Source organism: Halalkalibacter suaedae (genome assembly GCF_017939705.1).
GTDB classification, from domain to species: domain Bacteria; phylum Bacillota; class Bacilli; order Bacillales; family Bacillaceae_D; genus Halalkalibacter; species Halalkalibacter suaedae.
In genome coordinates this window covers 1-22,243 of sequence record NZ_JAGKSQ010000015.1, presented here as the reverse complement: position 1 = coordinate 22,243, position 22,243 = coordinate 1, and the positions used below count along the sequence as shown (strand labels likewise).

Annotated in this window: 22 protein-coding genes and 1 pseudogene; 16 read left to right on the top strand and 7 right to left on the bottom strand. The window is 37.7% G+C overall.

The window, feature by feature from the left end; translation table 11 throughout:
• Positions 1–202: 202 nt before the first annotated feature.
• From J7W16_RS20740 to J7W16_RS20725, 4 genes are all read left to right on the top strand, one after another.
• The gene (locus J7W16_RS20740; protein WP_210599386.1) at positions 203–772 is read left to right on the top strand and encodes a class D sortase; all 570 of its coding nucleotides are present in this window, start codon (positions 203–205) and stop codon (positions 770–772) included.
• A gap of 140 nt (positions 773–912) precedes the next feature.
• On the top strand, positions 913–2,559 hold the full coding sequence (locus J7W16_RS20735) for a catalase (RefSeq protein ID WP_210599385.1): 1,647 nt from the start codon (positions 913–915) through the stop codon (positions 2,557–2,559).
• 805 nt (positions 2,560–3,364) lie between these two features.
• A complete protein-coding gene (gene moaA / locus J7W16_RS20730; RefSeq protein ID WP_210599384.1) occupies positions 3,365–4,381 on the top strand; it encodes a GTP 3',8-cyclase MoaA in 1,017 nt (338 codons plus the stop codon).
• A 146-nt stretch (positions 4,382–4,527) separates the two neighbouring features.
• Complete coding sequence (locus J7W16_RS20725) at positions 4,528–5,961, top strand: hypothetical protein (RefSeq protein WP_210599383.1); 1,434 nt, start codon at positions 4,528–4,530, stop codon at positions 5,959–5,961.
• 302 nt (positions 5,962–6,263) lie between these two features.
• Here J7W16_RS20725 and J7W16_RS20715 read toward each other — a convergent pair whose 3' ends face one another.
• A complete protein-coding gene (locus tag J7W16_RS20715; RefSeq protein WP_283246068.1) occupies positions 6,264–6,752 on the bottom strand; it encodes a PCYCGC motif-containing (lipo)protein in 489 nt (162 codons plus the stop codon).
• A 141-nt stretch (positions 6,753–6,893) separates the two neighbouring features.
• Between J7W16_RS20715 and J7W16_RS20710 the strand changes: the two genes are divergently transcribed.
• The gene (locus tag J7W16_RS20710) at positions 6,894–7,277 is read left to right on the top strand and encodes an ArsR/SmtB family transcription factor (RefSeq protein ID WP_346726982.1); all 384 of its coding nucleotides are present in this window, start codon (positions 6,894–6,896) and stop codon (positions 7,275–7,277) included.
• Positions 7,249–9,411 (top strand): heavy metal translocating P-type ATPase, encoded by a 2,163-nt coding sequence (locus J7W16_RS20705; RefSeq protein ID WP_419095869.1) that lies wholly within the window; start codon positions 7,249–7,251, stop codon positions 9,409–9,411. The genes J7W16_RS20710 and J7W16_RS20705 overlap by 29 nt, the downstream gene beginning before the upstream one ends.
• A gap of 162 nt (positions 9,412–9,573) precedes the next feature.
• On the opposite strand, the gene J7W16_RS20700 is transcribed toward J7W16_RS20705, so the two are convergent.
• Positions 9,574–10,014: an Rrf2 family transcriptional regulator gene (locus J7W16_RS20700; RefSeq protein WP_210599380.1), complete on the bottom strand. Its 441-nt coding sequence runs from the start codon at positions 10,012–10,014 to the stop codon at positions 9,574–9,576.
• Positions 10,015–10,216: 202 nt separating this feature from the next.
• On the opposite strand from J7W16_RS20700, the pseudogene J7W16_RS20695 reads away from it, so the two are divergent.
• Positions 10,217–11,079: pseudogene (locus J7W16_RS20695) on the top strand (SDR family oxidoreductase).
• Between the two features lie 257 nt (positions 11,080–11,336).
• On the top strand, positions 11,337–11,783 hold the full coding sequence (locus tag J7W16_RS20690) for a GNAT family N-acetyltransferase (RefSeq protein ID WP_210599378.1): 447 nt from the start codon (positions 11,337–11,339) through the stop codon (positions 11,781–11,783).
• A 221-nt stretch (positions 11,784–12,004) separates the two neighbouring features.
• Here J7W16_RS20690 and J7W16_RS20685 read toward each other — a convergent pair whose 3' ends face one another.
• The 5 genes from J7W16_RS20685 to J7W16_RS20665 all read right to left on the bottom strand — a co-directional run bounded on the left by J7W16_RS20685 (position 12,005) and on the right by J7W16_RS20665 (position 16,581).
• A complete protein-coding gene (locus J7W16_RS20685) occupies positions 12,005–12,874 on the bottom strand; it encodes a metallophosphoesterase (protein ID WP_246880139.1) in 870 nt (289 codons plus the stop codon).
• Between the two features lie 78 nt (positions 12,875–12,952).
• Entirely contained in the window at positions 12,953–13,696 is a 744-nt protein-coding gene (locus J7W16_RS20680) for a phosphatase PAP2 family protein (RefSeq protein WP_210599377.1), read from the bottom strand.
• An 18-nt stretch (positions 13,697–13,714) separates the two neighbouring features.
• Positions 13,715–14,383: a class D sortase gene (locus J7W16_RS20675; RefSeq protein WP_210599376.1), complete on the bottom strand. Its 669-nt coding sequence runs from the start codon at positions 14,381–14,383 to the stop codon at positions 13,715–13,717.
• Positions 14,383–15,336 carry a processed acidic surface protein gene (locus J7W16_RS20670; protein WP_210599375.1) on the bottom strand — a complete coding sequence of 318 codons (954 nt, stop codon included), beginning with the start codon at positions 15,334–15,336 and terminating at the stop codon, positions 14,383–14,385. The genes J7W16_RS20675 and J7W16_RS20670 overlap by 1 nt, the downstream gene beginning before the upstream one ends.
• A 303-nt stretch (positions 15,337–15,639) precedes the next feature.
• Positions 15,640–16,581, bottom strand: coding sequence for an LCP family protein (locus J7W16_RS20665; protein WP_210599374.1), 942 nt, complete (start codon positions 16,579–16,581; stop codon positions 15,640–15,642).
• 343 nt (positions 16,582–16,924) lie between these two features.
• Here J7W16_RS20665 and J7W16_RS20660 point away from each other — a divergent pair, with 343 nt between their 5' ends.
• The 8 genes from J7W16_RS20660 (at position 16,925) to J7W16_RS20625 (ending at position 22,031) form a co-directional block, all read left to right on the top strand.
• Positions 16,925–18,550, top strand: a complete 1,626-nt coding sequence (locus J7W16_RS20660; protein ID WP_246880138.1) for an RICIN domain-containing protein — start codon at positions 16,925–16,927, stop codon at positions 18,548–18,550.
• Between the two features lie 155 nt (positions 18,551–18,705).
• A complete protein-coding gene (locus tag J7W16_RS20655; RefSeq protein ID WP_210599373.1) occupies positions 18,706–18,924 on the top strand; it encodes a hypothetical protein in 219 nt (72 codons plus the stop codon).
• Between the two features lie 78 nt (positions 18,925–19,002).
• Positions 19,003–19,278: a hypothetical protein gene (locus J7W16_RS20650; RefSeq protein WP_210599372.1), complete on the top strand. Its 276-nt coding sequence runs from the start codon at positions 19,003–19,005 to the stop codon at positions 19,276–19,278.
• 36 nt (positions 19,279–19,314) lie between these two features.
• Positions 19,315–19,482, top strand: coding sequence for a hypothetical protein (locus J7W16_RS20645; RefSeq protein ID WP_210599371.1), 168 nt, complete (start codon positions 19,315–19,317; stop codon positions 19,480–19,482).
• Positions 19,483–19,790: 308 nt separating this feature from the next.
• Complete coding sequence (locus J7W16_RS20640; protein ID WP_210599370.1) at positions 19,791–20,075, top strand: hypothetical protein; 285 nt, start codon at positions 19,791–19,793, stop codon at positions 20,073–20,075.
• A gap of 430 nt (positions 20,076–20,505) precedes the next feature.
• Positions 20,506–20,988, top strand: coding sequence for a DUF2975 domain-containing protein (locus J7W16_RS20635; RefSeq protein WP_210599369.1), 483 nt, complete (start codon positions 20,506–20,508; stop codon positions 20,986–20,988).
• An 11-nt stretch (positions 20,989–20,999) separates the two neighbouring features.
• Positions 21,000–21,221, top strand: coding sequence for a helix-turn-helix domain-containing protein (locus J7W16_RS20630; protein WP_210599368.1), 222 nt, complete (start codon positions 21,000–21,002; stop codon positions 21,219–21,221).
• Between the two features lie 18 nt (positions 21,222–21,239).
• Positions 21,240–22,031, top strand: coding sequence for a DUF817 domain-containing protein (locus J7W16_RS20625; protein WP_210599367.1), 792 nt, complete (start codon positions 21,240–21,242; stop codon positions 22,029–22,031).
• Positions 22,032–22,243 lie beyond the last annotated feature (212 nt).

The following is a 22,243-nucleotide window of genomic DNA, read 5'->3' as shown; positions in this document are numbered from 1 at the left end:
CGTGTTTTTGAATTTTTCGTAAATTTGTTAAGAAAGATATTTACAAAAAAATATACATAATTACGGCGAGTAGGTTGACCTATACAAGAGGCTAATTTTTGTTATAAAATAGAATTGAATATAGTGATAAGCGACATCATGTTTTTATAGAATTAGATAATCATTGGGATAAGAAATAGGAATAGCTTGGGAGGCTGAATGAATGAAGATATTTGCCAATATTGTCATTTTAGTTGGACTGGCTTTTATTGCATATAGTGGGTACAGTATTTTTGAAAACCATACTAAGCAAAACGAATCAATAGTTCAAGCAAATGAATTGGTTTCTAAGCCTGCTTCATCAGTGAAAAATGCCGAAGAAATGGTAATTGATCAAGGCGATGTGATTGGGATATTGTATATTCCACGCTTTGATAAAGAACTACCAATTGTTTCAGGAACAGATGAAGACGATCTAAGCAAAGGGGTTGGTCACTATACCTCAACAGTTCTTCCTGGACAAAACGATCAAATTCTTTTATCAGGACATCGTGATACTGTTTTTAGAGGGTTCGGTGAATTAGAAAATGGCGATGAATTTGTCATTAAGATGCCTTATGGAACTTATACGTATGTAATGTACGATTCTAAGGTTGTTGATGCAGATGATCGCACCGTTATTGGTTCCACTGCTCCTGATGAAATACTAGTATTATCTACGTGCTATCCTTTTAACTTTGTTGGTTCTGCTCCTGACCGTTTTGTTGCGTATGCTAAGCCTAAGGATCTTTAGTTTGTGATGTAAAAGAAGTTACCTATTTCTAGAGGTAGCTTCTTTTTTTGATTTTATTTGATTTCGATTATAAATGTTTGGAGAAAAGGACATAGTGTTTAAGGGAATAATTACTAATTAAGAATAAGGAGGTTATTTTTTTGGCAGAGAACAAGGATAAAAGTAATTTGAATCAGCAAGATGAAAACCGAGAAACTTTGACAACACGTCAAGGGCATCCCGTTACAGATAACCAAAACATCCGTACAATTGGAGATCGTGGCCCAGCCACACTTGAGAACTATCACTTCATTGAAAAGATTTCCCATTTTGATCGAGAAGAGGTTCCTGAACGAGTGGTTCATGCTCGAGGATCTGGGGCGTTTGGTTATTTTGAGACATATGGAAAAGTAGGTGATGAACCAGTAGAAAAATACACACGTGCAAAAGTATTTTCTGGGGCCGGGAAGAAAACACCTTTGATGGTTCGTTTCTCTACAGTAGCAGGTGCAAAGGACTCGCCAGAAACAGCACGGGACCCACGTGGATTCGCTGTTAAAATGTATACAGAAGATGGAAACTGGGATCTCGTTGGAAATAACCTAAAAATATTTTTTATTCGAGATGCGATGAAGTTTCCTGATATGATTCACGCATTTAAAGTAGACCCTGCTTCAAATGTTGCAAATCCAGAGCGAATGTTTGATTTTGTTTCTCGTACGCCTGAAGCGACACATATGATTACTTTTCTCTTTTCACCATGGGGAATTCCAGCTACATACCGCCATATGCAAGGTTCTGGTGTCAACACATATAAATGGGTTAATTCAAAAGGTGAGGCAGTGCTAGTTAAGTATCACTGGGAACCAAAGCAGGGAATTCGAAATTTAACACAGGATGAGGCAAATGAAGTTCAAGCGAAGAACGTAGCTCATGCGACCCAAGATTTATACGAAGCGATTGATCGCAAAGATTATCCGGAGTGGGAGCTATTTGTGCAAATTATGGAGGATGATTACCATCCAGAGCTTGATTTTGATCCTCTTGATGATACGAAGCTTTGGCCAGAAGATAAGTTTCCGTGGTTGCCTGTAGGACGTATGGTGCTAGATCGTAACCCGGTTGATTTTCATGCAGAAATCGAGCAAGCAGCCTTTGGAACAGGAGTGCTTGTAGATGGAATGGACTTTTCAGATGATAAGATGTTACAAGGCCGAACCTTCTCCTATTCGGATACTCAACGTTATCGTGTTGGAGCTAACTATCTGAAAGTTCCTGTGAATGCACCAAAGGTACCAGTGCGTACAAATCAGGAACGAGGACAGATGGATGTACGTGATCCGAGAGAGTCTGGTGAAAATCCACATATTAATTATGAGCCATCGATGCTTGGCGGTTTCAAGGAAGCAAGTAAAGAAGAGCGTATCCCACATCAGCCAAGCTATAATGCAGCGGCAATGAGTGCGCCAATTGACCGTCCTAATAACTACGGTCAAGCAGGTCACACGTATCGCAGCTTTGAGGATTGGGAACGTGATGAATTAATTAATAATCTTTCGGAAGCTCTTGCTGCCTGTAACAAGAAAATCCAAGATGCTATGGTCGAACACTTCACACAAGCAGATGAGGAATATGGTCGTCGTGTGAAGGAAGGGATTGAACAGAAAACGAAAGAGCTAGAAAGTATGGGACCAAAGGATCTGCCTGGTCGTGAAGCAGGTCAATCAAAATATGGACAAGGCTCATTAGCGGCTAATGAAGCAACAAAAGATGCAGTAAAGAAAAGCCACGAAGCAGATCCATATTAATTAAGTAGAGTCAGAATAAGTTATCTTATTCTGGCTCACGTTCGTTAACCCCTTTTGAAACGTCTCAAAGGGGTTTTTACGTGTGTTATATACCATAACAAATTCTGTTCCTAAGGAGCTTGGTAGAGCGATTGGACATTTATAGGCATACTTACTTTCTAGCTGAAGGCTACTTTACCTTTTCTTTCAATTGGTCAAGTAGCTGATTAAATTTCACAATCCATTTACCGGTCACTTTTGATATCATTGACGATTCACCCAATCTTAAATTTGTCCATATGATAGAAAAGAAGATCAGGCTTCTCCTAGTTTGACTATAATGGGTTTTAAATAGTAAGGAGGTATATTCCAATTTAATCTCTAACTTAGCGAACGAGGCTGGGAGATAACTAATGTTTCTAACTAAGATACCGAACAAAGCAATCACGTAGCGAAGTATATTTCAGGAGCGGTTTACGTCCGCCAACCACAATTGTTTGGATTTTCTATTAGTTAAATCACTTCTGTCCCAACCTCTCTGCTGAAAGCGTGCCCCCATCCTAGTAACGGTTTTGGAGCAACTTACCAGAGCAATTCTTACTAATATATAAACTTTAAGATACTCTCGTGATAGAGTCTTTTTTGACACAGCTCGAAATAACTTACTCTCGATATTTTACCTTAACAAAGATAGCTAATAGGTGTTTTGTGGATAATCACCAGTCTTGCTGTTAACATGTCTCAATTTTTTGTGTTAAAATAACCTAATATACAAAAAATCCAATTCTATTATAAAAGGATCAGACATCCTAGAGGGGGAAGCTCTATGAAAATCAGTCCAGTAAATGATCAATATGAGCGACCATTACAGGATTTACGCATTTCTATTATAGATAAATGTAATTTTCGCTGTTCCTACTGTATGCCTGCCGAAATATTTGGAGAAGATTATGCTTTTTTACCAGAAGCTGAATTACTTTCTTTTGACGAGATTGAAAGAATGGTCATTCAATTTACGAAATTGGGTGTGAAGAAGCTTAGACTAACAGGTGGAGAACCACTACTTAGAAAAGATGTCCATCTATTAATTGAAAGATTAGCAAAGATTGAGGGTATTGAGGATATCGCTTTAACAACAAATGGTGTATTTCTCGTTAAGCAAGCGAAACAACTAAAGAACGCAGGACTTATGCGTGTTAATATAAGTTTGGATGCACTAGATACAGAGGTTTTTCAAGAAATGAATGGACGGAAAGTGAAATCGGCTGTTGTCTTAAAAGGACTAGAAGCAGCCCTAGAAGCAGGACTTGAAGTGAAAGTTAATATGGTCGTAAAAAGAGGCGTCAATGATCAGGAAGTAGTGAAAATGGCTTCCTATTGCAAAGGGAAGAAAGTCACCTTACGATTCATTGAATTTATGGATGTCGGTCAAACAAATGGATGGGACTTTTCACAAGTTGTCACAAAAAAAGAACTCTATGAAAAAGTATCTGTCCTAGGTGAACTAGAGCCTGTTGAAAGAGATTATCTAGGAGAGGTTGCTTCTAAATATCGATACAAAGGTACAGATGTCCTAGTAGGGTTTATCTCTTCGGTATCTGACACATTTTGTGGTAATTGTACGAGAGCTAGAGTTTCAGCTGATGGAAAACTGTATACCTGCTTATTCGCAGAAAGTGGATATGACATAAGAGGACTGTTACGTTCGGGGGTCACTGATCAGGAGATTGGAGAGGTCATTTCTAGTATTTGGAGAGTGCGAACGGATAAATATTCAGAAGAGCGAACAGAAGAAACGGTGAAAAATCGAAAGAAAATTGAGATGTCTTATATAGGTGGCTAGTTAATAATTAATAGTTTAGTAAACAGACCCAATCACATAACTGATAGGGTCTGTTTTTCTTTTACTAATGGGTAATATGATAATATATATTAAAGGGAATTTATGGGATATCTTTCAGGGGATGTCTAGAGAAAGGGATTAGGAAAATGAATGAGTTAGCGAAGAAGATACAGCAGTTTATATCTGGAAAGCCACATATTAAAATTGTTGAAGATGATTATACAAACAAGGTTGTCGATGTTAACACTGATCAGATATACGGTTTCGTTCATCTTGATGAAGGTAGATTTGAAGGTTATGAGAGGATTGAAATTGAAGACGAGGATGAACAAGTAACTTTTGACACTCCAGCAAATATCACTAAGATAATGGAAACAGCACAATTATTTGTACAGACCTTTATTGAGCGTGACGTTCACTTCAGCATGTTACTTGAATGGAGTGAAAATAGTTATATGGTTACCTATGAAGAAAGGGATCCCAAACTCGGAGTACTCCTTCCGCACACAGGGTGTACACTCTATTTAACCAGAGATGGATTTTTATCTTCTGCCAACATTGGTCGGACTGATATTGAATTGGAATATCCCTTAATTATCATTTCACAAGAGGAAGCCAAAAAAATATTAAGAAAAGCAGGCTATGTTCAGCTGGCAGTTCAAATCCCCAATCAAGATGAAGAAGATTTAGATCAAATGATAGAGCTCATATATCGTTCCAGCCATAATATTATGGGAGTCGGTGTTGATGGTCAAGTTGAAACAGCGACTGAATTCATGGATATTGAGGAAATCCCGGTTAGGGAAATACAGTCAATAGATACAGCTGCAACGCAAGAAGAGCTGCTAGGGGTAAACCAAACACTGGTTAAAAAGGCTGGTGAGGAAGACACAGTTATCTGGTTTGATCCAACTGCCGATATTGGAGAGGAGGAACCGCTTATCTCTAGTTTTCCTAACACGACTGGTCATTTTAGCTATTCGAACTTACCTTTTGAAAAGGTTGAAGATATGGAGCCGCTACCTATCGAGAAATTGACAGGTAAGGCACTGGAATATCTTGAACTGGTAGAAGGTGATATACATGAAAAGTTCGTATTAGAAGAACCATTACAGGATAATAATCTAGACGGATTGGAAGATGAGGAAGAATGCGATGGTGAAGATGAAGAAGACCTCGAGGAATACATAATTCTTGATTCTGAGCCAACACAAATGTTTACGCTTTACCGAGAACATCAAGGAGTTCGAATTGAAGGTTTAGAAGCACATGTTCATGTAGGTCTATACACAGGATTGATTAGGGAATGCTCGGTGACTAGTTTAAGTCCGACACAAGCTGCTAAACTCAATAAATTAAGTATGATACCTACCATTTCATTGCTAGAAGCGGAGGAAAGGTTTTTTAGCGAAATTGAAATGAAATTATCTCGTACTGTTAAGGATTTTGATGATCGGAATGTCTATACTTTATCCTATAATGTTAGTTTCCCAAGAACCGGTGGACATATCGAAAAGATGAATGCACATACAGGTGAGGTAAGTTATGTATATACAGGAATTATTAAAGAAGAAGAATAATTAGATGTGGCCTAATGGAGTCTTGGCAGAAGTCGAGTCTCACTTATTGTCTTAGGCTGGGACATAACTAAAGAGCCTAACTGAAATACCGATTAATGCAATCACGTAGTGGATGAAATATACGTAGACTCCTGCGGGACCTAAAAGCCAAAGGTGAGACCCCGCAGTGCGAAGCACGAGGAGGCTCAGCGGCTTCCCGCGGAAAGCGAAGTATATTTCAGGAGCGGTTTAGGTCCGCCAACCACCCATTGTTCGGATTTTCTATTAGTTAAATCACTTTTGTCCCAACCTCGTTAATTTTCTTAGACCTCTGGCATTGAAGTTGGAGTTGATGGAACTTCACTATCTTTATAGGCCTCATCAATCATTGTGCGAATGTCTTTTAACGAAGTGCCGTTTTCATATTCTTGTTTAGCCGCACGGGCTATATCAACACAAACCCCTCAGCCAAAACCCATTGTATCCAAAGTTGCAATTCCATTTTCTACATTTTCAACAAAGCAATTAGTATTACTTGTGTGGCCGTCTTCTTCATAACAGCCACAATAACAAGGCATATAATTCAAGACCTCAGGATGGCTCACAGCAAATTGATATGCTTCCAAAACCTCAGGACTCTCAGTCATTGTAGTCACGACTGACCAATCATCACTACCAATTGTATATTCTAAAGTTGGCTGCATAGGTTTTTCATGTACATTATGCTCATGCTCGTGAGCAGGTTCAGTGCTCTGTGCACAGCCAGTTATGAATATAACAGCTACTAAAGCCACTAGTGTAAACTTCTTCATTTCATCCCTCCATTTTGTTAAGACAACTTTATTTTAACAAGTCATGGACAATAATTAAATATTCATTTGAATATAATATTGACAATTTTCGAAACGAAACATAGACTATAATCAAATTATTATTAGAGTGAGGGTGATAAAGTGACTCAAAAGATAAAACAAGATCATGATACCTGTGAAGTCTTTTGCTATGACGAGGCAAAGGTTAAGCGAATCTCATCTATTATAGAGACAGAGAATCTGGCTCCGGTTGCGAATATTTTTAAAGCACTATCTGATGAAACAAGATTGAAGATTGCCTACTCCTTACTTCAAGAAGGTGAATTATGTGTTTGTGATGTTGCTAATATTGTTGGTGCTTCGATGGCAACTGTTTCTCATCATTTACGCCTTCTAAAGAATTTAGGCATTGCCAAGAGCAGAAAGGAAGGGAAGTTAGTCTTTTATTCCTTGGATGATGAGCATGTAAGAATGTTAGTGGAAACAGCGGTTGTACATGGTAGGGAGGTGGATGAACGTGACTGATGAAGGATTAGAAGGAGAAAAAGCAGTCTATCGTGTGCAAGGATTCACTTGAGCAGGCTGTGCTACCACGTTTGAAAAGAACGTGAAACACCTGGATGGTGTGATTGACGCAAAAGTGAACTTCGGAGCATCAAAGCTAACGGTATATGGTGAGACAACGATTAAAGATTTAGAAAAAGCAGGGGCTTTTGAAAATTTAAAGTTGATCTCCGAAAACGATCAAGAAGGTTTTGAAGAAAAAAAAGTACCATTCGTTTTGAAATATTGGAATGTGATTGCAGCTGCTCTTTTTGTGATAGTTGGGTACATTACACAAGCGATGTATGGGGAAGACGATTTTATCTCGATTCTTTTCTTTGTGTTCTCGATTATTATCGGGGGATTTTCACTCTTCAAGGTTGGATTAAATAATTTATTAAGGTTCCAATTTGATATGAAGACATTAATGACCGTTGCAGTTATTGGTGCTGCAATTATTGGAGAATGGACAGAAGGAGCTATTGTCGTAATCTTGTTTGCGATAAGTGAAGCTCTTGAACGCTTTTCTATGGATAAGGCAAGGCAGTCGATTCGATCATTGATGGATATCGCTCCAAAAGAGGCACTAATTAGGAGAGGTTCTCAGGAAATGATGGTCAGGGTCGATGAAATTGAAATTGGAGATATTATGATTGTGAAGCCCGGTCAAAAGATTGCGATGGATGGTGTTGTTCGAAAAGGTCATTCAGCGGTTAACCAAGCGGCGATTACCGGGGAATCGGTACCAGTTGAAAAAACAGTAGATGATGACATCTTTGCTGGGACTTTGAATGAAGAAGGATTGCTTGAAGTTGAAGTAACAAAGCATGTTAATGATTCGACTATTGCCAAGATTATTCATCTTGTCGAGGAAGCACAAGGGGAGCGTGCTCCGTCCCAAGCATTTGTAGATAAATTTGCTAAGTACTATACGCCAGCTATTATGGTCGTAGCAGCACTTGTAGCCATCATTCCACCACTATTGTTTCAAGCAAGTTGGGAGCTATGGGTGTATCAAGGGTTAGCAGTGCTCGTTGTCGGATGCCCATGTGCACTCGTGATTTCCACACCGGTAGCCATTGTTACAGCTATTGGTAATGCGGCTAAAAATGGTATTTTAGTTAAAGGTGGAATCTATCTAGAAGAAGCTGGTGCTCTAAAAGCAATTGCGTTTGATAAAACAGGGACTTTGACAAAAGGAAAGCCTGTTGTGACAGACTTTATTACGTATCAGTGTGAGATGAATGAAGCGGAATTATTAGCGATTATAGCTGCATTGGAATATCGTTCGCAGCATCCTCTTGCTTCAGCGATCATGGCCAAGGCAGAAGAAGAAAAGGTTTCTTACACGGATCTAACCGTGGATGATTTCACATCGATCACTGGTAAAGGGATCAGAGGTACAGTCAATCGCAATGAGTTCTTTATTGGCAGTCCATCTTTATTTGCTGAATTACACAAGGGAGATTTAGCTTCTAACGTGGCAGAGTACGTTAGAACACTACAGGAACAAGGGAAAACGGCAATGATCGTGGGGACGCGTCTTGAAGTTCTAGCAATCATTGCAGTTGCTGATGAAGTAAGGGAAACAAGTCAGGAAGTTATTAAGAGGCTCCATAGTCTAGGAATCAAAATGACGATTATGCTTACAGGCGATAATGAGCGAACAGCCAAAGCAATTGGTGAACATGTAGGTGTAACGGATGTTCAGGCAGAGTTAATGCCTGAAGAAAAATTAAATTATATTAAAAGACTTCGCTCAGAATACGGCAATGTAGCTATGGTTGGGGATGGAGTAAATGACGCACCTGCCCTTGCAGCTTCGACTGTTGGGATTGCGATGGGCGGAGCAGGTACAGATACTGCACTTGAGACAGCCGATGTTGCACTCATGGGTGATGATTTAACAAAGCTACCATATACTATCAAATTAAGCCGAAAAGCGTTGAATATTATTAAGCAGAACATTTCATTTTCTTTAGGGATTAAAATAGTTGCCTTGCTCTTAGTCGTGCCAGGCTGGCTTACCCTCTGGATTGCCATTCTAGCAGATATGGGTGCAACTTTACTTGTGACTCTGAATGGATTAAGGCTTTTGAGATTGAAAGATAAGTAATAATTGATTAAGAGAGTTAGGGAAGAAGATTCCCTAACTTTTATTTAGGTCTTGAAATATACTTCGCTTCCGGCGGAAAGCGAGGTATATTTCAAGAATGGTTTCGCACACTATCTATCTTGATCGGGGTTTTAATCAATGTAACCCGCATCTGCCTAAATATTATTGTGTGTTAGGTTTTTCTTTTTCAGCAATTTCGTTAACTATATCCTCAATCGTTACATGTCCTAACACTTTTTCCATAGCCAATTGAGCTGCCGACAAAACGGGTGTAAGAGCGTCTTGAATATTCTTTCCGACAAGACATTCAGCGTGGGAATTTTCATGGACACTAAATAATTCATTTTCCTGTAAAACATCAACCGATTTATAAACATCAAGCAAAGTAATACTAGAGGGTTCTTTCGCTAGTTTTGTCCCTGCGATACCAGGTCGTACATGGATTAAACCGGATTTTTTTAACATACCCATAATTTTCCTAATCAAGGTTGGATTTGTGTTTACACTTCCAGCGAGAAATTCGGAGGAACTAATCCCATCTTTATTTAGTTCAATTAGAGTTAATATATGAACACCGACGGTAAAACGACTGCTGATCGACATATCTTTCACCTACCTCTATTTACATCAAAAACTATCGATCATTTTCGAGTAAACATATTATACCCTAAAAGTTATGAAACTAAAAAACGTTCAATTAATTGACAAAGATACTAGGTGGTATCTAATATGAATACATGTAATTAACTTGAATACATGTAAAGAGAGGGAAATGTATTCAAGTTTCTATTTGGAGGAGTTTACAATGAAAATATTAGTAACAGGTGCAACAGGAAAATTAGGGACTAAAATTGTAGAATGTTTATTAAACACGGTCCCCGCAGATCAGCTTGCTATAAGTGTACGTAATCCAGAAAAGGCGGGGAAATTTCAAGCGAGAGGAATAGAGGTACGTCAAGGAGATTTTGATGATTCAGACACACTTGACGTTGCTTTTGCGGGTGTCGATCGTTTATTAATTATTTCTACAGATGGCGATAATGAAACTAGAATTCGTCAGCATAGCAATGCAGTATCAGCAGCAGCTCGTGCTGGTGTTAAATTCATTGCCTATACTAGCATAGCGAACGCACAGGATAGCCAAAACATTCTTGCACCTACGCATAAAGCAACTGAAGAGGCAATCTTAAAGACAGGTATTCCTTATTCCTTCTTACGCAATAACTGGTATTTGGAAAATGAAGTTTCTAGCATTCAAGGTGTTCTAGCTGGAGCTCCTTGGGTGACATCAGCGGGTGAGGGAAAGGTAGGATGGGCTCTTCAACAAGATTATGCGGAGGCAGCAGCAAAGGTATTATCTAGTTACGGTCATGAAAATAAGATCTATGAGCTATCAGGTGAGCTAGTAACCCAAGAAGAATTTGTCTCAACAATTAGGGATGTGTTGGGTAAGGAAGTATCTCTACAAGAGGTTGATGACGATGGGTACGCTAGCATAATGAAAGGTGCTGGCCTTCCGGATTCCCTCATTTCTTTTCTTGTTGCGATCCAAAAAGGGATTAGAGAGGGCACACTAGAAGTTAGCAGCAATGACTTTGAAAAGATCTTGGGACGCCCTGCTACACCAATAGTAGGGCATTGGGTCAAATCATTAAAGATATTTCTTAAATGGCTACGTTAGTGGTTAAAGAAAAAAACGACTTTCTTTTTTGAGGGGTCGTTTTTTGAGTTACCTGCTGCGTGTTAGTGGAGAATATATAGTAAACAGTATACGTAATATGATTTAATAAATATATTAGTGAGCTTTAGAGGAGGCGATGTTTATGAGAAATATATCATTTTTCTTTGGGTCTAAGCATAAGGGGATAACGTTTAAATAGACCATAACTGCGTGGTTCCCCTTAATATTGAAAGGGGTATTGAAATTGAAAAACTTAACGTTAAAATCGATTGACAAAAACAATTGGGAAGAAGCTATTAATTTATCGGTAAGAGAAGACCAACAAAGATTTATAGCTTCAAACCTTTACTCAATTGCGGAGGTACAATTCCTAGATTCCTTCTATGCGAAAGGAATATTTCTTGATGATAGGATAATAGGCTTCACTATGTACGGTATAGACTCTGATGATCATAATTATTGGATATACAGACTAATGATAGATCAAAAGTATCAAGGAACCGGACTAGGTGTACATGCAGTAAAACGAATTGTCGATGAGATCAGAGGCATGAATAATCAGCAAATTCCACTTATTATGATTGGGTATCATCCTGAGAATCTTGCAGCTAAGTTTGTTTATAAAAAGGCAGGGTTTGTTGAAGGTGAGTTAGCTTCTTGGGGAGAACAATTGGCGGCATTGTCGATATGATAAGCGTAATTGTATAAGGTCCTTCAAAACATCAGAACTGCATCATGTATCCTTAATTGAAAGGTGGAATAAATGATAAGAGGGCTTTCCATTCGGAGAGCCCTCTATTTCTTTTCATTAGATTATTTCGTTTTATTATCTTCAATTCAGGAGTACTTCAAACAAAAGATGATTCTTCGCTTACAGCAATGAAGACTAAGTCCCAGAAAATCTATAAGAGTTTAATCTGATTTCAATGTGAATAGCGTTATTTCTGGGGGACAATTGATGCGAAGCGGAAAATTACTAAATCCAATTCCAGGATTTATATATAGCTGGTTGCCTCCTGCTCCTTCGTTATTACTCCATCCATAGATATGCTGGGCTTCACTATCAGACATCAAGGAAGTATATGACCATTCTGGGGTACCAGGAATTTTCATTTGTCCTCCATGAGTATGGCCTGCTACAGACACAGGTGCTGACTCAGCTGGCAATGTTTCGAAAGTGTTGGGATTATGCATCATTACAAAACGGGCTGCAGACTCTGGAACGTCATCAAAGGCTTTTGAAGGATCTGCCTTTCCTGGCCAAGCTGCCCCTAACCCCACTAGATAGAGAGACTCTGATGAAGTGCTTCCTTCTTTAATACCGTCATCTGTTTGAGTCAGTGAAACGGCTTCGTTTTGAAGAACCGTTATATCTAACTCCTGCAACACTGATTTCGTTTCTTGGGCCAATTCTTCATTTGGATCCTTCGTTTTTGATGACATGGCATAATCATGATTACCGAGTACAGCAAAAACCGAGATGTCCGAGTCTGTTAATGGCTGGATCAATTCTTTCATCCTTTGTCGTTCTTTTAACGAGCTATCTACCGCATGATAAACATAGTCACCCAAAAAAAGAACAGCACTTGGATTTAAATCGACAAGCTGATTAGCCATCTTTTCAACAGTGGAGTCATTATCTAGCCACATTCCTATTTGAAAATCACCAATCACGGCGATTTTTTCATTTTCCCAAGCATTTGGCAAATTTGGAATGGCAGCTTCTTCTTCTTCTAAATTAACAAAATAAGGTTCTATCAGTCCCCAAATAAGTAAAACCATTAATATAGCACCCGAAAAGAGTACTATTCTTTTAAATATCTTCACTACATCCATTCCTTTCCTTAACTTTACCATTTATCACTTTCCAAGTTTCTGCTTGACTGACTTAAAAGTGGAGACTAAAAAGTTTCTTAAAGTATAGACAGGACGTACTTGGCTATTACTTTGCCATTGGACCCACTCAAGAGCTAATAAGCAGAGAATCAGCCAAATTGTTCCTGCGACATAACCTGCAATGACATCACTTGGATAGTGGGCACCTAAATAGATACGGCTCGTCCCAATTAAAATAATCAATATACTTAATACAACCATAGAAATGTATTTTATTATTTTCTTCTGACTGCTTCGTAAAATGAAATAGGCGATAAAGCCGTAGAAAATAAGCGATCCCATTGAATGGCCGCTCGGGAAACTAAAACCAATAGCATCGATTTCTTCATTGATGGAAGGTCGACCTCTTTCGTAAGTATGTTTCAATATCCAAGTCAGCAGGCCACTGCCACCTACTGCAGTTATAAAGAAAAGAATTCCCCATTTATCTTTAGCTTTAAACCATAGTAATAAAATAACTAGAACCGACAACGTCATCAGAAACCAAACAGATCCGAGTTCGGTAATAATAATATAAATTGAATCAAGAGTAGAAGTTTCCACTGCTTCAAACATACTAATTATTGCATCATCAAACCTTACCAATTCATTTTCCAAAAGATCTTCCGCAATTTCAGCAAAAAACCAAACGAAAAGACTCGCTATTCCCAATCCGATGATCAAAAGCAAAGCGGGAAAGCTTGCTTTCTTATTGTCTGTTGCTTCCATAGCATCTTTACCCTCCTATTAAGTTAGTAAATCTAATTGTGTTTTTGATTTTTCGGATAACCTCATCTTAATCAATTCTCCTATAAGCACATAACGTTCAGGTGCGTTTCCTATAAAGTTGAAAGGATAACAGGTGGTGACAGTCAATGTTGCTTGAGGCTTCGGTACTATGACTGTCCGATCATTCGCATCTACAATCCGAACTTTTTGGACACGATAAGTAAAATCACCAGCCGAAGTAGTAACAATTAACAAGTCATCTTCACCAACTTCTCCTAACTGCCGGAATACGGTATCTCGATGTCCAGAGAGAACGCTATTATTATTTTCTCCTGGCAACACACTGTTCTCAAAATGCCCTATTCCTTTTGCTAATTGGTCTGGATCGGTTCCTTCAAAAATTGGAATTGAAATTTTTAATTTCGGGATAGTTAACGTTCCAAACTGATCGTTAGTTTCAGGATAGGATTCGTATAGAGGGTACTGTACAGCTTGATTACCAGCACTCTTTCCTCTTAAAGAATCATCCGCTCCCTCGACTTCTATGTCCTCAACTGCGAAATATCCTCTTACCCATTGATAAGAGTGACTGCCCGCAATATATAGTCCTGTTGCAATTAAAAGAATGGAAAGAAAAGAAATGAGGAAAGATTTCTCTTTCCTCGATCTATCCTTAATGAGTTTCATTACTTTTCACCTAATGGACGTCTTCGGAAAAATATACATGCTCCAGTTGCCGCAGCTCCAAGTCCAATCATTGTCATCAAGACAGAATTTGTAGCAGTTTCTGGCATTTCTGCTCCTGTTTCAGTATCTGCATTGTCTGCTTCATCACTCGTATAATAATCGAGAGTTTCTGTTAACTCATAAACAAAGTAGTAGTCTTCAGGAACTTCCCCGTAATCAGCTAATAGCTGACGGTATTCTTCAGGAGATAATCCGTAAGAATTGAGGAGATCTTGAAGATTTTCATCGGTTAAAACAGGGCCAACAGTGCTTTCAAGTGCTTCAAACGATTCAAAATCACTCAAAGGTTTGTCATAATTATCTTCTACATAGGTGGAAAACTCTTCCTGAGTCCAACCTAGAGGCGTTAAATAAACATTCTCAAGCTGTGTCATGTCAAAAGCATATTCTGATTCTTGCTCTGATGTAGGCTCCTCAGTGTCTTGCTCAGGCTGTTCTTCTTCTGTAGCAGGTTCATTAACAGGTTCTTCTGTATTTTCACCATCTTCTACTAATACAAAACCATCTTGTTCCAATGCATTCTCTAAATCTGCTAGAAAATAAATATTTTCAACGTTATCATAACTATCTAGGAATATAACAAGTTCTTCAGTACTCATGTCATATTTTTCGATAAGATCTAAAACATTTGGATCAGAGGTATCGGCGTTACCCAATGCTGCCAAATCTACTGGAGGACCTATGTCAGCCTCAAGCTCCAATACAGTGTCGTAGTCATTTAAGCTTGTACCATAATTTTCATCTAAGTAGCTGTTCCAATCCGTTTCTGACCAGTCAATAACTGCTGGAAAATGCTCACTAGCTTCGTCTGGTTCAATTGCCTGTGCAGTAATGGCTGTAGAACCAAAGGTTAAAGTTGCTACTACTGAATAAAGAAAAAATTGTTTCCTCATCTTAATCGCCTCCTGTAATAATTAATAGAGAAGCAGTTTGAAGGTGCATTGTACATTCACTGTTTACTCAGTGGATATCTCTCCATTAACTTTAAAAATTTTGTTATGTGATTGTATACCCGATGACTTATCTCTAAAACATTATATCGACTCTAAAAAAAGAAATAGTGTGAGTGGAAAGGAAGGGTTTATTTAAATTAAAAAAGACAGACATTCAAGTCTGTCTTTTCCTATATATGCAATCTAATTCCTAGAAGATATTTCTACATTTGTTACGTATGAATCGATACCTATGTTTATCATTTATTCTCCTAAGAACTCACGTAGAGCTTGCTTATTTTGATCAAAATCAATCTCTAAAACCGAACCTAGGTCATTTCTTATTTCCTGGTAGGAATCTTCAACGGGGATACGAAGAGTCTGAATGTCATTGGGCTTGTTTAAAATAAAATCAGATAAGAGACCGATAATTTCTATGTTTCCTAGATTGGTTTCAACAAACGGTTGAACTGTACCGACAACTTTTGGAATTTTTGAAATGCCGACAAAGCTTAAGACCTCATCTTTAAGAGCATTTATTACCTTTTGTTGACGCTCCACTCGTGCGAAGTCTCCTCGACTATCTTGTCTAAAACGTGCATAGCCAAGTAATTCCTTACCATTCAGCTGCTGTAGACCTGGTTGTAAAGAAACGCCTATCTTCTCTGACATTGCCTTTTCAACATCAATTTTTATTCCATCTGGTGCAAGAGAGTCAACTGCAGCCTCGAAACCTTGAAAATCAACTAGAGCATAATAATGCAGGTCAATATCAAAATTATGTTTCATAGTAGTTCGTAGTAATTCAGCACCATCTAAAAAATAGGCGGTGTTGATTCGGTAGTTTTTATAATTAGGTATCTCTACTTGAATATCTCTCATAAATGAAGCCAATTTTAGATCGTTTGTAGAAGGGTCATATTGAGCGACCATAATTGTATCTGTACGTGAAGCCTTTTCGTCACTTCGCTTATCAACACCTAATAACAAGACATTAACTTTACCAAGCTCATTTGGTATGGCACTATTGAATTCTTCAGGCTCTAAATTAATATTTTTGTCTAGTAAAGTTTCAGCCGTTTGGAGTCCTTGATAATATTGGTAGAATACATAACCGACTAAAGCAAATAATAGGATTAAGAGGGTACCTGCTATCTTAATCACTCTTCTCCGTGATTTTTTCATTCTTCTATCTTTTCTTGGCATCCTATTTCCGTCCTTCTCTATAAGTTATTTTCTCAGAGTCATTAATAAATCATTTTTATATTACCATAAGTTGGATAATGAGGGCTTTGTTTTCAATCATTTTACTAAATTACAAACAGATAGAAATGTTGATAACTTAAAAAATCGTTGTTTTTTTAAGTTATCTGTTGTTTTTTGATATACCTTTTTTCAATATCCATTATTATAATGAAAGTTAGAATTATGTTACTTCTAAGAAACTACATTGACACGTTGTTTTTTCTTTCTTTTTGAAAACGCTTTCTCTCCTATGGTAATAAGGACATAAGAAAGGTCGCTTTTAAAGAAAATGAGGAGGTACATGATGAAAAGAAGAGTCAGTGCAAAAATGAAGGTATTTATTTTGGGAGCTTTAATGTTAGTTCTATCGATTGGTCTAGGAGCTAATGCTGATGCCGTCAAGGCTGCGGAGGTTGTAAATGCAAGAGATTTTGGAGTGACAGCTAATGAGAATAGCTCGCAAACTGCGGATCTTCATGCTGCAATGCGTTACTTTTACGACAGAGGAGTAGAGGGAACGGTATATCTACCAGCAGGTACTTATTATTTTGATGAAGCAATTCGTTTTCATGCCAATGTAAATTTAATTGGAGATGGCATGGGTACGACGATTTTAAAGAAAATAGGAAGTAGTCCAAACTACGTTGTAGGAAATCCAATTTTACACAGTAATTCAACTAATTTAAATGCTACCATATCTGATTTGACATTTGATGCTGATCGACGGAATAGAGCACAGCAAGGACTTGGTCAAGTTGGTGGTATGAATATTGATGCTGATGTTAGTAATCTAACTTTGGATCGTGTAGAGGTGCGTGATGCAACGATTGGTGCTTTGCTCAGAAGATTAAAAGATTCAGAAATTCGCAATAGTCGATTTGATTTAACGAGTGGTCATGCTATTGCCTTTGGTAGTGAAAGTCACGCTGTTGGTGATGTTAGAAATAATGTGATTACTAATAATATAATTACAAATTCTACAGGTGGTAGTGGGATTAATCTTTCACGTGCAACCTATACGACAGTGACAAATAATCAAGTTATTAATTCGGTGCAGCAAGCGGATTCATATGGTGGCATTAGGATTCCTAATGGTGGGGAGCACAATACAGTAAGCAACAATATTGTCGAGAATTATCCAAGAGGTATATTTGTATTGTCCGGTGCCAAAAATAATGTAATTACTGATAATACTGTTCGAAATTCTAGAATTCATGGGATTTTAATTCAGGCAGATGGAAATAAAATCGCTGGAAACCACATCCAACAAACAAATTCATCACTACAACCTGAAGCGTTGATTCGATTAGCACCAGGAAACAATAATGAGATTCAATATAATTATTTACAGACTTATGATGGATTTAGTAACATTGGTATTCGTGTAACAGGTACCTCATCTAGCAATATGATAAATGATAATATTATCGACACTGCAGGAACACTTGTTAGTATAGAGAGCGGAAGTAACAACACGAATAATCGGAACAGTAATTTCTTTTCAGGAAATGGTCGTTTCTCGTTTGAAAATCGACAAAGCGGAAAATTATTAGAGGTTGGCAATGCAGATATGACCGATGGAGCGAATGTGAATCAATGGGCACAAACTAATTGTAGTTGTCAACAGTGGAACTTGGTTGAGAATAACGACGGTTATTTTGGTATTGTTAATGCCAATAGTGGCAAAGCACTTGATGTCTATAATGGAAATACCACTGACGGTGCAAATGTCGTTCAATGGACTCATCATGGCGGTCAAATGCAACAATGGAAATTAAAACCAAACAGTGCAGGCTACTTCATGCTTATTAACCGCAACAGCGGCAAAGCCCTTGATGTAGAAGGTAAATCGGTATCTGACGGTGGAAACGTCGTTCAGTGGACATCTAACAGTGGTGCAAATCAACAATGGGCAATTAGTAGAAATTAAATTGATACGTTGGAAATGGTCTGTATATTAATTTATACAGGCCGTTTAAGTTTATCGTAACTATCGCCAAGAAGGAATCGATGTTATAATTAATTATCCATATATTAACTTTTAGGTTTTTTATTGGCTTATTTAAGTAAGGGAGGGGAATTTTAATGACAATGAAGAAAAATAACCTGTTTTTACTATTTCTAGCCGGTCTATCAATACCACTGTTAATCTTACCGTTGCTTAAAATGTTAGGTGTTCCAACTTACGATGTTGTGTTAGTTGAGTTATTTGGCGAAGGGAGTAAGTTTGCCATACTGTTCTCACTGGTTCTGGTTTCGATAATAGTACTTGGATTAATGAAAGTGGTTAAAAGAAAAGCATAATGTATATTCAATATTGTCTCATATTGAATATGGCATCATGCTTTTTTACATTATAGAGAGATGGTGGGATGACATGACATGGAGTTAACAGATTCATTGTGGAAGGTCAGTGTATCGATCGTAGCTGTCATTCTTCTAGGGGCGTGTAGTTCAACGGAATCAGTACAACATATAGAGGTTTTTATAACTCCGACATTTACAGAACAAGATAATAGTATTAGTGAAGTGAGTGGTTATAAAAAGGTCAATTCGATTACAACGATCGAAGAAGGGAAAAATCATTTGAAAACTGATCAGAAACAAGTGGAAGATTTCTATGATCTAGATGGACAATACCTTAAGACTGAAATTTAGCAAATCACTGCTAATAATTCAAAAGTTATAATGACGATGGAGACTAATGAGGAAATTGAACAGGTGGAAGAACCATCTACCATTCTTTTGCAGGAATATTTTGAGTTTGATATAGAGAAAAGAGACTTGCAAGAAATGGAATTAACAGAGGAAGAAAAAGAAAGAGTACGGTCACATGTCTTAGAGATGATTGAGATTTTTTAAGATTAGAAGGCTTCCTAATGAGATAATTGTTATTTTAAAAATATGTCCACCATCCCGTTAGCGGACTTGCAGTATCTTGTTATGATAATTCTAACCAATACGACGAATGAGCTGAAACTGCCCGTAATAGGCAGTTTTTTTGTGTTTTTTTAAGATCTCTATTGATACTGCTTGTACTGATTCATTTAACAATTAAATATTTTTCTTAAGGATTTTTTAAGGTTCCTTTTTTATACTTTTTATAGCATCGAGGTATTAGATCGTCTTTTTAATAGAGAGATGCATGGGAAATCCAGAAGGGGACGAATATGAAAAAAATGGTTTATTGCATTAAACTTGTTTCCATATACTTGCAAACGGTTTTGCAAGTAGTTATTAAGGAACGACTATCTTCCTCGAGCAATCACGTAGCAACAGACGTGACTAGCTCATCTAAAATTGGGTTTCGGATAAATAGTGGAGTACGCACTATACTAACAAATGGAATTATAATTGTTTTGAGTCTTTTAATTCTAGGAGTATTATTTCTTAGGGGTACAAAGGCGAAATTGAATTACTCAGGATCAGAGATTTATGAATCTGATGGGAAGTAGATGCTTAAAATATTACTTATGGGTGTCTGTAGGATTTGATGAATTTGAAAAAATGAGGTTGGGACATAACTAAAGTGTTTAACTGAAATGCCGAACAAAGCAATTATGTAGCGGATGAAATATACGTAGACTCCTGCGGGACCTAAAAGCCAAAGGTGAGACCCCGCAGTGCGAAGCACGAGGAGGCTCACCGGCTTCCCGCGGAAAGCGAAGTATATTTCAGGAGCGGTTTACGTCCGCCAACCACTATTGTTCGGATTTTCCATTAGTTAAATCACTTTTGTCCCAGCCTCATTTTCTTGTTCTGGAATGATATCTGTTTAAAGTGAGATGAAACGATAATAAAACTATAAATAACAATAATGTTTTATTGTAAAACAATAAATAATGTGGTAAATTCAAATGGATAAAAAATAAGTGGGGTGTTTTTATGAATCAAGTGTCAACTCTATTTCTGAAGATAGCGGTTATTCTTATCGGAATGCCTATTCTTGCTTTATGCGTCTTTGTGGTTCCGAATATAGCTGAATTTGCAGCTGAGTTAATGCCTAATATTACCTACCTTAAGCCTCTCGTTTTCATCTATTTCTATGTAACAGCAATTCCTTTTTACTTTGCTCTATATCAAGCTTTTAAACTTTTAAGTTATATTGACAAGAACAAGGCTTTCTCAGAATTATCTACAAAGGCTTTAAAAACGATTAAACATTGTGCAATGACGATTAGTATCCTGTATGTAATAGGTATGCCGCTCTTTTATTTTATGGCGGAATTCGACGATGCACCAGGTATCATCGTTATTGGTTTGATCGTTATTTTTGCTTCAATGGTAATTACGGTCTTTGCTGCTGTTCTACAAAGGCTATTACAAGAAGCGATCGATATAAAATCAGAGAATGACTTAATAGTCTGAGGTGATACAATATGGCAATTATAATTAATATTGATGTGATGCTAGCTAAAAGGAAAATGAGCGTAACTGAGCTTTCAGAAAGAGTGGGAATTACAATGGCTAACCTTTCTATTTTGAAAAATGGCAAGGCAAAAGCGATTCGATTATCAACACTTGAGGCGATCTGTAAAGCACTGGATTGTCAACCTGGAGATGTTTTAGAGTATCGAAGTGATGATGACATACAGGAGTAATAGATTGGGAGGCGTAATATGAGAGCACTAAAACAGCTTATTCGTTTCGGTTGGGAGCAGGCTCTGTCATGCTTGTTTCCTGTTGTTATTTTTGCCTCTCTGGCTATTACACAAATCATCGAGCTTCCCTTCCTACCAAGGTATGATTGGCTACTTATTATTTGCCTTCTAATGCAGTGGTGGATGTTGCGTTCTGGACTTGAAACAAGGGATGAGTTAAAGGTTATTACATTATTTCACCTGATTGGGCTTGTTCTCGAGGTGTTCAAGGTACATATGGGCTCGTGGTCGTATCCAGAGGAAGGATATTTCAAATTATTTGAAGTACCTTTATATAGTGGGTTCATGTATGCAAGTGTAGCGAGTTATTTGTGCCAGGCGTGGAGAAGGTTGAATGTCGAATTAATTAGATGGCCACCGTTTTTGATCGTTGTCCCCCTTGCTGCAGCAATTTATTTCAATTTCTTCATCCATCATTTTTGGATTGATATTCGTTGGTGGTTATCTGGACTTGTACTCATCGTTTTTTGGAAATCATCGGTTTCCTATGAGGTTGGTGGTAGCCGTTACCGTATGCCAATCGTTTTTTCTTTTGCACTAATTGGTTTCTTTATCTGGATCGCCGAGAATATTGCAACGTTTTTTGGAGCCTGGGAGTATCCCAACCAAACTAATGCCTGGAGTCTCGTCCATTTAGGAAAGGTTAGTTCATGGCTTCTGCTTGTGATCGTAAGTTTTCTTATCGTAGCTTCATTGAAGCAGGTTAAGATAAAGGAATCGACTAGCGTAAATATCGATCGATCTTTATAAACAGTTATGAGTAAAAAAAGTATATAGTTCGAGACTGGGACATAACTAAAATGTTTAACTGAAATATCGACAAAAAGCAATCATGTAGCGGATGAAATATACGTAGACTCCCTCAGAGAAAGTTGATCTGACGGGGGTCTTCGTCTTTTTTTGTCCTCTTAAAAAAAACTTTTAGTACAGTCCTCCAAGATTAATATACACATACTGTAATT